The 12,254-nt window shown below is 68.6% G+C and carries 4 protein-coding genes; 1 reads left to right on the top strand and 3 read right to left on the bottom strand.

The features are described from left to right. Positions 1-47 precede the first annotated feature (47 nt). From acpS to BTO20_RS11010, 3 genes are all read right to left on the bottom strand, one after another. Positions 48-446 carry a holo-ACP synthase AcpS gene (gene acpS / locus BTO20_RS11020; RefSeq protein WP_087075797.1) on the bottom strand — a complete coding sequence of 133 codons (399 nt, stop codon included), beginning with the start codon at positions 444-446 and terminating at the stop codon, positions 48-50. 9 nt (positions 447-455) lie between these two features. Next, a complete protein-coding gene (locus tag BTO20_RS11015; RefSeq protein ID WP_087075795.1) occupies positions 456-9,692 on the bottom strand; it encodes a type I polyketide synthase in 9,237 nt (3,078 codons plus the stop codon). Between the two features lie 517 nt (positions 9,693-10,209). Next, on the bottom strand, positions 10,210-10,923 hold the full coding sequence (locus tag BTO20_RS11010; RefSeq protein WP_198344332.1) for a DUF1906 domain-containing protein: 714 nt from the start codon (positions 10,921-10,923) through the stop codon (positions 10,210-10,212). Positions 10,924-11,095: 172 nt separating this feature from the next. Here BTO20_RS11010 and BTO20_RS11005 point away from each other — a divergent pair, with 172 nt between their 5' ends. Next, complete coding sequence (locus tag BTO20_RS11005; protein WP_087075793.1) at positions 11,096-12,184, top strand: ABC transporter ATP-binding protein; 1,089 nt, start codon at positions 11,096-11,098, stop codon at positions 12,182-12,184. The last annotated feature ends 70 nt before the right edge of the window (positions 12,185-12,254 follow it).

Genomic DNA, 12,254 nt, shown 5'->3' with positions numbered 1-12,254 from the left:
CGGCGTGTCGGGCAACAGACGCGCACGCTCGCGGTGCTGAGGTGGTGCTAGGGCTCGAGCTCCTCGATGATCGCGACGGCGGCGGCGGTGTCCGCCTCGTGGGTGAGCGACACGTGGATGGTCGTGTTCTCCAGGTGCCGGGCGATCTCGCCCGACAGCCGGACCTTCGGACGGCCCCACATGTCGGTCACTACCTCGATGTCGCGGTGGATGTCCTCCGGCAGCACCGGACGCTTGGAGAACCGCGACCCCGACCAGGCCTTGATCACCGCCTCCTTGGCGGCCCACCGGGCCGCCAGGTGCCGGGCCGCCGACGAACTCTTGTCCGCGGCGTCCCGGCGCTCACCTGGCGTGAACGTCTCGGCGAAAACCGTGCCTGGCCGATCAACCTGCTCAGCGAAATCCGGTATGGAAACCAGATCGATGCCTACTCCGACTACCGCCACGCAGCGACCTTAGCGGACATAGAGATCGCCATCGCCAAGTCGGGCATCTGCGTCGAGCAGCATGGCCGCTTCCTGAGGCTTCTCCGGCCCGTCGTGGTCGAACCGGCGGTCGGCGGGCTTCTCGTACATCGGACGCCCACCGGCGATGGCCGAGGCCAACCGGCGCTGACCTGCCAGCGTGCGCTGCTCGGCCCGCTTACGGTAGCTCTCCCGCTCAGCGGGATCCATGGACGCGATGAACGCCTCCGGGTGGACCAGCGCGACCAGGCCCGACACGTGCCCGAACCCGAGACTGGTCACCAGACCGGCCTTGAGCGGGAACTTGCCGCGCAGGTCGAGGGGCTCGCGCACCCAGACGAAGTGGCCGGAGGTGGCCAGCTCGTCGTCGACGCAGTCCAGGCTGCGGTTCGGCGGAATGACGCCGTCGCGCAGGATCTGGCACAGACCCATCATCTGGAACACGGCCGCGCCGCCCTTGGCGTGCCCGGTCAGCGACTTCTGGCTGACGATGAACAGCGGCGCACCCGCCGAGCGGCCCATCGAATCAGCCAGCCGCTCGTGCAGCTCGGTCTCGTTGGGATCGTTGGCCAACGTCGAGGTGTCGTGCTTGGAGATCACCGCGATGTCGTCGGCACCCACACCCAGCTTGGCCAGCGAACGCGACAGCGCCGAGTCCTTGCCGCCACGGCCCGCACCCAGGGCACCCAGGCCAGGGGCCGGGATCGAGGTGTGCACACCGTCGGCGAAGCTCTGCGCGTAGCCGACCACGGCCAGCACCGGCAGACCCATCTTGGCGGCCAGGTCACCGCGAGCCAGCAGGATGGTGCCACCACCCTGCGCCTCGAGGAACCCGAGCCGGCGCCGGTCGTTGGCGCGGGAGAACTTCGAGTCGCTGATGCCCTTGGCCCGCATCATCTCGGTGTCGGCGGTGGCCGCCATGTCACCGAAGCCGATGATGGCTTCCAGGGTCAGATCGTCGAAGCCGCCGGCCACCACCAGGTCGGCCTTGCCGAGGCGGATCTTGTCCACACCTTCCTCGACCGAGACGGCCGCGGTGGCGCAGGCGCCGACCGGGTGGACCATCGCGCCGTAACCGCCGACATAGCTCTGCATGACGTGTGCCGCAACAACGTTCGGCAGCACCTCCTGCAGGATGTCGTTCGGCTTGGCCCGGCCCAGCAGGTTGCCGTGGTACATGGTCTGCATCGAGGTCATGCCGCCCATGCCGGTGCCCTGCGTGGAGGCCACCAGGCTCGGGTGCACCCAGCGCATCAGCTCGGTCGGCGTGAAGCCCGAGGACAGGAACGCATCCACGGTCGCCACGATGTTCCACAGCGCCACCCGGTCGATGGAGCTCGCCATGTCCGGGGTGATGCCCCACACCGTCGGGTCGAACCCGGTGGGGATCTGGGCGCCGACGGTCCGCGACAGCTTGGTCTTGCGCGGTACCCGAATCTCGGTGCCCGCCTTGCGGATCACCTGCCAGTCACCGGAGTCCGGCACCGGCCGGGCCACGGTGTGCTCGGGGTCGAAGGACACGAACGCCCGGGCGTCGGCCTCGCTGGACACGACGAACGAGAAGTCCTTGTCCAGGAAGACGCTGACCAGCAGCGGCGAGGCGTGATCGGGATCGATCGCACCGTCGTCGACGAATTCACGGATGCCGCAGCGCTCGACGACGGTGTCGTGGTAACGCTCCACGATCTCCGATTCGTCGACCAGCTCACCGGTTTCGGTGTCGTACCAGCCGGCCTTGGGATCGTCCTCCCACTTGACCAGTCCGGTCGTCCACGCCAGTTCCAGCACGCCTGCCGCCGACAGCTCGCCGGAGACCTCCATCTCGTAGCGGGTACGCGAGGAGCCGTACGGGCCGAGCTCGGCACCGCCGACGATGACCACCAGATCAGCCGGGTCGACGTCGAGGTCTTCGAAGACCGGCGCGGGTGCCGGGGCGTATCCGCGCGGCGGCGACGGCAGTGCGGCGATGATGCCCTCGGCCGTGGCGTCGTCGGAACCCGCTGCGCCCGAGGACATTTCCTCGCGAGCCTTGGCAGCCAGCTCGGCCATGTCGATCTTGATGTCGCCCAGGCCACCGGTCAGGTCGACCTTCACCGGCGAATTCGCCGCAGCCACCTTGGATTCCACCGTGCACAGGTCCAGCAGCATGGCCGCCATCTCCGCAGTGGTGTAGGTGGTCACGCCTGCCTCTTCGACGGCGCTGACGATGGCGTCGTTGTGACCCATCAGGCCCGTGCCCTTGGTCCAGCCGATCAGCGCGTGCGCCAGGGTGACCCGTTCGGCCCACGACGTCTCGGCGCTCCAGCGGTTGACCAGCGCGTCGAGTGCCGCCTTGGACTCGCCGTAGGCACCGTCGCCGCCGAACATGCCGCGGTTGGGCGAGCCCGGCAGCACCACGTGCAGGCGCGAGGCGATGTCCCGCTCGGCACCGATCGTGGAGAGCCCACCGATGAGCCGCTGCACGGCCCACAGCAGCACCTTCATCTCCATCTCGGACCGCGAACCGGCCTCCGACAGGTCACCGGCCACACGTGGCGCGGCGAACGGGAACAGCAGCGTCGGGGTCTGCGCGTCCTTGAGGTGGATGGATTGCGGCCCAAGGCTTTCGACCTGATCGCTACCGACCCACTCCACCAGCTTGTCGATGTCGGAGTAGGACGCCATGTTGGCCGGGACCACCCACAGCGTGGCACCGAAGCGGGCGTTGTCGCGGTAGAGCTTCTTGTAGAAGGCCAACCGGTCGTCGTCCAGACGCGAGGTGGTGGCGATGACGGTGGCACCGCCGTCGAGCAGCTGCCCGACCACCGCGGAGGCGATCGAACCCTTCGACGCACCGGTCACGACCGCGATCTCGTCGCGGTAGCGGCCCACGCCCGGGTTCTCGGCGCCCGCCGCGATGCGACCGAACAGCGACGCATGCACGTTGCGGCCCGCGGCCAGGGCCTTGCCCTGCCACCAATTCGCCTGCGTGCCAACCACATGCCCGGCACCTTCGAAGCGCTCGGATAGTCGCGGCCAGTCCGCGTCGATTTCGTTCTCGTCGGCCAGCCACAGCTTGACCAGGTCCTCACGGGCACTGGCCCACCGGTCGTCGAACACGACGGCCTTCTTGGCGTCGAACGCCGGGGCCACGAGTCGCGGCCAGTCCGAACCGAGTTCGGTGGTCACGAGGTCGATCAGCTCGGCGTCGGTGGCCGCCTCCGGGGCGGTGACGGCGTTGTCGAGCCCGAGCTGCCCCAGAATGGTCCGGGCCGTCGAGGCCAGCACGCCGTCACGTCCGGTGACCTTCTCGGCGAATTCGCTGAGCGCGGCCGAATCCACCACGCCGCCACCGGCACCGCCGGCCGACGGCAGAGACACCGGCACACCGCGCCGGGCACCGACCGCGGCCACGGCCGCGTCGATCACCTTGTCGACACTGGCGGCGTCGGCCAGCGCACCCGGGTGCAGACCACCCAGATCGCCACCGCGCACGCTGCTGCCCTCGCGGGTTCCCAGCGCGACCTCGACGGTGACGTGCTTGGCCCAGCCGGCACCCAGCTCCCAGGTCTTGGTGACCCGCTCGGTGATGTAGGCCGGACGCTTGCCCGACGGCCCGAACACGGTCCGCAGCTGGTCGTTGATGGCATCCGAGAGCACCGGGCCGAACGGCTTGTAGGTACGGGCGAGCTTGCTCACCTGTCCCTTCAGCGCGCCCAGGTCGGCTTCCGCGGCGCCGTCGATGGCGCCGAGGTTCAGCTCGGAGCCCAGGTCGACCAGCAACTGGTTGCGGCGCGACGAGGCACCGTCGGTGATGTGCTCGATGGAGTCCAGCGCCTCGATCTGGTCGATGCGCATCTTGGCCGAGAGCGCGATGAGCGCCACGGTCGCATCGGAGGCATCGAACGTGATGTCGTCGGGACGCGGACCACCGGATGCGGCGACCGGAGCCGGGGCTGCCGCAGCGGCCGCGGGAGCCGCCTCGGTGGCGGCCGGAGCCGCGGGGGCCTCGTCGACCTCAGGTTCCGGTTCCGGATCGGTGTCGGTGGCGAACAGCACGGCCGCGTCGCGCTCGCTGTTGAGCACCTCGACGGTGCTGTGCGAGTACTCGGGCAGCTTGAGCGTGTTGGTGGCCAGGCCGGCGACCGTCGGGGCCGACTTCACGCCGATCTCGACGAACCGCTCGACACCGAGACCGCCTGCGGCCTCCTCGATGAACAGCAGGTCCTGCGTCTCGATCCAGCGCACCGGGCTGGCGAACTGCCAGGCCAGCAGCTCGATGACGATCTTGCGGCACAGCTCCTTCGGCTTCTCGTTCCGCCAGGTGTCGTAGTCGGCGAGGATCTCGTCGAGCGGCTCGGCCGGGACCAGGTCGCGGATCTCCTGGATGAAGTCCTTGTCCAGGGTGAACGGCCGCGGCACCAGGTTCGGGATGTACTTGCCGACGATCAGCGACGGATCCTTGTCGCTGGGCATCACGCGCTCGAGGCTGCGACGGAAGTCGTCGACGCCCACCCGCAGCACGCTGGAGTGGAACGGCACGTCGATGCCGGGCACCAGGATGAACGACCGGCGACCGCCCGAAAGCTCGCGACGCCGCTCGACCTCTTCCTCCAGCGCTTCCAGACCGCGCACCGTACCGGCGATCGCGTACTGCGAACCACGGAGGTTGAAGTTCACGATCTGCAGGAATTCGCCTGTGCGCTCGGCGATCTCGGCGACGAAGTCCTTGACGTCTGCGTCGTCGAGGTCGATCTGCGACGGCCGGATGGCGGCCAGTCGGTAGTCCGACCGGCCCTGCGCGTCACGCTCGACGATGTCATGCATCTTGCCGCCGCGGGCGAAAACCACCTCAAGCAGCGCCTCGAGCTCGTACACGCCCGACACGCACGCCAGCGCGGTGTACTCACCGACGGAGTGACCGCAGGCGATCGCACCCTCGACGAAGGCGCCCTGCTCACGCATCTCGGCGACCTGAGCCGCCGCCACCGTGGCCATGGCCACCTGGGTGAACTGCGTCAGGAACAGCACGCCGTCCGGGTGGTGGTAGTGCACGCCGGAGGCGATCAGGCTGGTCGGGTTGTCCCGCACCACGTGCAGCACCGAGAAGCCGAGGGTCTGGCGCGTGAACTTGTCCGCCGAGTCCCACACCTTGCGGGCCGCCTTGGACCGGGCCCGGACCTCCATGCCCATGCCCTTGTGCTGAATGCCCTGGCCGGGGAATGCGTAGACGGTCTTGGGCGCGGCCAGCCGTGCGGTCGCCGACATCACCAGATCGGAGCCGATGCGCGCCTGCACTTCGAGAACCTCTGCGCCGACGTCGATTCCGACCCGGTCGACGCGGAAGTCGACCTGGTCACCGGGCTTGACCATGCCCAGGAAGCGGGCGGTCCAGCCGACCAGCTTGGCCGGCGGAGCCGGCTTGCCGTCGGTGGCGGTGGCCACGTGCTGAGCCGCGGCCGAGAGCCACATGCCGTGCACGATGGGCGATTCCAGCCCGGCGAGCAGGGCGGCGGCCCGATCGGTGTGGATCGGGTTGTGGTCACCGGAGACCACGGCGAACGGCCGCATGTCGACCGGTGCGCCGATGGTGATGTCGCGGCGACGGCGACGCGGGGTGTCGGTGGCGTTGTCGGAGATCGCGCCGCCGGCCTTGATCGGGTCCGTCAGCTCGGCATCACCGGTGCGCCCGCGGATGGCGAAGCGCTCTTCGAGCGTGGCCAGCACGGTTCCGTCAGCCGACTTCACGACCACCTCAACCGGGACAACCCGGCCGACCTCGGTGTCGTAGGCAGCCAAAGCCGTTGCAGAGACGGTCAATTCGGCGTTCTCGGTGGGCAGCGCAGCGAGCAGCTGCGCGGCGTGGTCCAGATGCACCAGGCTCAGCAGGCCCTCGACGACCGGGAATCCGTCCTCGGTGACCGCCGATCCGATGGCGGCGAACACCGCGGGCCAGCACCGGCCGACCAGTGCGTCGGGAACCACGGTCAACGTCGGGGCCAGCGGGGCGCCGAAAGTGGCGGTCACACCGGTGTGGTCGGCGACCGTCTCCGGATCCCAGGCGACCGTCACGGTGGCGGTCGAGTCGACCACCGGCGGCAGCGCGTCGGGGCCGCTGACCCCGGCAGCGATGGCCAGCACCGACCGCATCGCGGTCGAGGCGTCCTCGACGGAGACGATCGGCGCGCCGCCGCTGCGCACGGCGTCGGTCAGGCTGAACTTGATCTCGATCCAGGTGCCCGAAAGCGGCACCGAGAGCACGACGTGCGTGTCGTCGAGGACCTCGAGCCGGGCTCCGGTCGAAGGATGCGAAGCGGAACGGTTTGCAGACCCTTCGCGGACCTGCCAGTCGGCGGGCGGGGCGATGCGGTGCACCGGGTTAGTGGCGGTACGCCCGGCCCACAGCACGTCGGGGGCGTCGAGCAGGACGGCCAGCGGGCCGCTGACCCCGGCCCGACGGGCCCGGCGGGACAGCACCGGCACCGGCTGGACTCCGGCGGTCAGCGCTTCGTCGACGGCGGCCTGCTCGAAGCGGTCCAGCAGCTCGCCGACGGGCTCGTCGACGCGGGTGATGCCGGCGACGGCTGCGGTGCCGGGGATGACGCACACCTGGTCGGCCGCGTAGCGGGCGTCATGCGCCTGCCACAGCGAGTCGCTGCGCCACCAGCGGCGCACGTCCTTGTCGATGACCGGCACGAAGTTGACCGGCTTGCCCAGCGTCTTGCACAGCTCGGTGAAGAACGGGACGTCGGCGGGGTGCAGCTGCACCGACGCGGCATCCGGGTAGGCGCCGACGAGAGCGGCCAGCGCACCCTTCGGATCCTCCAGCAGCTCCTCGTTGTCGAACAGCGTCTCGATCGGACCGAAATCCTGTGCGTGCAAACGTGCCTCGGCACGCTTGAGCATCTGCTCGAAGCGGTCACGCCAGGTGATGTCGAGCCACGGCGAGTGATCGCGCTTGGTGTCGGCGGTGCTGTTGCCGTCACCGATGGCCAGCTCCACGTAGCGGCGCAGCCACTGCAGGTAGGTCATCTCGGCGACATCGCCGAAGTAGGGCTTGGCGGTGTCGGCCATGGCCGCGATGATCTCGTCGCGGCGGGCCGCGACGGCGTCGGCGTCACCGGCGACCTCGTCGAGCAGCCGGCCGCAGCGCGACGCGGTGTTGTCGATCTCGTGGATGTCGGCACCGAGCTGGCTGCGCCCGGAAGCCATGCCGCCCTGGGCCTTTCCGGCGCCCACCCACTGATCGGTGCCCTGGGTGGCGACCAGCAGCTCCTTGACCTGCGGGCTGGTGGTGGCCTCGAGCGCGGCCATCGCGGCGGTGCCGACGAGGATGCCGTCGACCGGCATCAGCGGGTAGCCGTGGCCGGCCGACCAACGGCCGGACAGGTAGTCGGCGGCCTGCTCAGGCGTGCCGATGCCACCGCCGACGCAGATGGTGATGTTGGAGCGGCTGCGCAGCTCGGAGTAGGTGGTCAGCAGGAGGTCGTCGAGGTCCTCCCACGAGTGGTGGCCACCGGCGCGACCGCCCTCGATGTGCACGATCACCGGCTTGGTGGGTGCCTCGGCGGCGATGCGGATCACCGAGCGGATTTGCTCGACGGTGCCCGGCTTGAAGACCACATGGCTGATGCCTGCGTCGTTGAGCTCGTCGATCAGTTCGACGGCCTCTTCCAGATCGGGGATGCCCGCGCTGACGACCACGCCGTCGATCGGGGCGCCGGACTGCCGGGCCTTCTGGACCAGTCGCTTGCCGCCGACCTGAAGCTTCCACAGGTAGGGGTCGAGGAACAGGGTGTTGAACTGGATGGCGCGGCCGGGCTCCAGCAGCGTGGTGAGCTCGGTCATGCGGTCGTTGAAGATGGGCTCGGTGACCTGACCACCACCGGCCAGTTCGGCCCAGTGGCCTGCGTTGGCGGCGGCCGCGACGATCTTGGCGTCGACGGTCGTCGGGGTCATACCGGCGAGCAGGATCGGCGAGCGTCCGGTGAGCCGGGTGAACTTGGTCTCGAGCTTGACCGAGCCGTCGGGCAGCGTGACCAGGGTCGGGGTGTAGCTGGACCACGGGCGGGCCACCTCGGGCACCGCGCCGATGGTGAAGAGGTTGCGCTGGCCGCCGCGGGTGGCGGCGGGCACGATGCCCACCCCGAGTCCGCGGATGACGGGAGCGGTGAGGCGGGTGAGGATGTCGCCGGGGCCCAGGTCGAGGATCCAGCGGGCGCCTGCCTCGTGCACCTCGGTGATCTCGTCGACCCAGTCCACCTGCTCGACCAGGATCGCCTCGGTCATCGCCTTGGCGAGCGTGACGTCGAGGCCGACGGCCTCGGCCCACCGGCCGACGATCTCGATGCCGTCGGACAGCCGCGGGGTGTGGAAGCCGACCTCGACCTGCACCGGATCGAAGATCGGGGCGAAGACCGCGCCGCCGCGAACTTTGCTCTTGCGCTCCGCTTCTTCCTTCTCGGCGATCTGGGTGCAGTACAGCTCGAACCGGGACAGCTGCTCGGGCGTGCCGGTGATGACGACCGAACGACGGCCATTGCGGATGGACAGCACCGGCGGCAGCACGGTGCGGACGTCCTGGGAGAACTCTTCGAGCAGTTCGTAGATGCGCTCGGGCTCGGCGTTGGTGACCGAGACCATCGGCGGACGGTCGCCGAGCACGGTGATACCGCGACGGCGGGCCACGAGCGTGCCCGCGGCACCGATCAGCTGCGCCAGGGCCAGCATTTCGACGTCCTTGGCGCCGGCGGCCTTGAGGGCCTCGACGGCCAGCACGCCCTGCGAGTGCCCGACAACCGCCACCGGCGGCGTGGCGGTCAGGTCCATACCCTGGCGGGCCAGCGCACGGATGGCGGCCATCTGGGTCAGCAGGACGCCCGGCACGGATACTGCGGCCGACGTCAGCTGCTTGGCCGAGGGCACCGGCTCCTCGGAGGCCAGCGCGCGGACCCACTGCAACGGCTCGAAGCCGATGGGGCGGACCACGACGAGTTCGGCGGCGATCGGCTCGAGCATCAGCTCGGCCTCGCCGGCCAGGGTCGCCAGTTCGGCCTCGATACCGGCCGAGGACACCAGTTCTTCAAGGGTCTCCAGCCAAGCGCTGCCCTGGCCGCCGAAGGCGACCGCGTAGGGCTCGCCAGCGTTGAGGCGGTCGACGAGTGCCTGAGCGGAATCGGCCGTCCGTCCGTCGGATCCAGACTCGTCGTTCCGGTCGGCGGACACTCGGTCGTGTTCGTAGATCGTCACTGGCGCTATCTCCTCGGTGCTGCTGGGGTGTTGTCGCGTACGGGTGGCCGTATGCCTGCCATGTCTGTCGGGGTCCCAGAGGGTGTCCCCCTAGGCGTCAGGCCATCGGCGATTCAGCGTCGAATCCGGCCAAGGATGGCCTCCCATCCAGTTCGGACCCGGACGGTGGGCGTGCATCCCTGCCGTACTAAGACTGTCATAAGAACTAGCGGGCATTTCCGCAGCAGATCGGTTACTGGCGAGTTCTACGCGTGGGTAACCGTCGGCGACGTAACACCGCGTTCGACAGTGACAGAACGCATTCGGTACAAACATCCTGCTGGCAGGTGGTTACGGCCGAGTAGGGCCAACAGTGCAGATCAAAGCAGTATTGTTACCAAATCGTTATCTAAATTTCAGGACTCGCGAAACGCCGTCGAGCGGCACGTTGCCAGTCGACAATGGCACCAAAAGTGTCAAGCGAAGCGTACGGCTGAACCGAAAAAGTTTGCTGGAAAACCTTACCAGTCAGTAATGTTTAGTCCCACTGGCCGAACTGGGGCTTGAGGATGTTGTTGATGTCGACACCAACTCCCCCGACGCTGCGCTTGTCGATCTCGATCTGATGCAGATGCGCCGCCGGGTGCGCGACGCCTCCCGGCGATCCCCAGTTGTGCTGCCAGAAGTACGAGCCGAGCCCATCCTGCAACGCCCATTCGATGGTCTTGGAATTCGCGTAGACCCCGGTGCGCTGGTGGCCGATCACCGATTCCCAGCCCCGGAGATACGGTGCGACCTGCTCTTTGTACTGCTGGGGTGTCGGGTCGTCGTCAATGGACGCGTAGATCGGGGCGCCGTAGGAACCACCCGCAGCAACGTGCAGATCCCAACCCCGTTTGGCATGCTGCACGCCCGCAGCCTGCCCGCCGAGCCAGTCGGCACTGTCCTGCTTGCCGTACTGGTAGCAGGACACGATCTTCAGACCACCCTGATAGAGGTCCCGAGCCTCTGGCAGCTGGATCGGCTTGCCGAGCATCCAGGCCCCGCCCGGGCGGCGATCGGACACGTAGCGGATCGCACCGAGAGCGCCCGCCGATCGGATGTCGGAGGCCTTGATGACGCCGGCGGCGTAGTCGAGCAGGACGCCCAACGGCGCGGCGGCAGCCGGTGGCGCGGCAGCCAGCTCGCCCAGCCCGAGCAGCGCGGGTGCAGCGGCGGCACATCTGAGCAGCTCGCGCCGGGACATCGACACGCAGCTCAGATTACGACAGGTGTCCCAATATTCACATCAACGCCACTGGCCACATCTCTTTCAGTATTCACACCCGGGCCGAAGGCACCGAATCCGTCGCGACAGGGGCTCCGTGGTACGAAATCGGCAATGGCGCCCCGCCAGGACCGACGAATCCCTACGATGACCCACCATGTCCTCGGGGATGGTCAGCTCACCGCCCGATACCCCCGGCGCGCCCTCCGGCACCGAACCGCGCATCGAACTCGTCGGCGTGCGCAAGGTGTTCGGCGATGCCCGGCACTCCGTGGTCGCGGTCGAGTCGGCCGACCTGTCGATCGCCGATGGAGAACTGTTCGCGATCCTCGGCCCATCCGGTTCGGGGAAATCCACCGTGCTGCGGATGATCGCCGGTTTCGAGGAACCCACCGCAGGCACCATTCGGCTCGGTGGCCTCGACGTCACCTCGGTACCGGCGCGAAAACGCGACGTCAACACCGTTTTCCAGGAATACGCGCTGTTTCCCCACCTGACTGTCGCCCAGAACGTCGAATACGGTCTGCGGGTCAAGGGCGTGCCCAAAGCCGAACGGCGCAGGCGCACCGCCGACGCGCTGGACATGGTGCGGCTGACCGACCAGGCGCCGCGCCGGCCGGCCCAGTTGTCCGGCGGTCAGCGCCAGCGGGTGGCGCTGGCCCGGGCTCTCGTCGGCCGGCCACGCGTGTTGCTGCTCGACGAGCCGCTCGGTGCGCTGGATCTCAAGCTGCGCGAGCAGATGCAGGTCGAGCTGAAGGCGATCCAGCGTGAGGTCGGCATCACCTTCGTCATCGTCACCCACGACCAGGATGAGGCCCTCACCCTGTGCGACCGGCTCGCGGTGTTCAACGCCGGCCGCATCGAACAGGTGGGCGCCGCGCGCGACGTCTATGACCGGCCCGCCAACCGGTTCGTCGCCGATTTCGTCGGCACCTCCAACGTCCTCGAGGGCGCCGATGCCGAGACCGTGTTCGGCAGATCCGGGACGCTTGCTGTGCGGCCCGAACGAATCTCGGTGCAGCACAACAACACACCCGCAGCGCCGGGGTACCGCGCCGTAGACGCCACGGTGACCGAGATCATCTATGCCGGTCCGCTGACCCGCGTCGCGGCACGAACCGCCACCGGAGTCTCGTTGGCGGCCAACGTCCTCACGGCCACCGCCGGTCTGCCCAGCGATCTGGCGCACGGTTCGGCGATCACCCTGACCTGGCCGGAATCCGCAGTCCACCACCTCGACGGTTGAGTCACGAGATCAAGGAGCCGACGATGAGCCCGGATTTTTCGTCGATGGTGATGGCGGTGGATCTGTAGGG

The sequence above is a fragment of the Mycobacterium dioxanotrophicus genome, from assembly GCF_002157835.1.
Classification (GTDB): Bacteria; Actinomycetota; Actinomycetes; order Mycobacteriales; family Mycobacteriaceae; genus Mycobacterium; species Mycobacterium dioxanotrophicus.
Note: the sequence above shows the minus strand (reverse complement) of the source record. Positions and strands in the feature narration are given on the sequence as shown.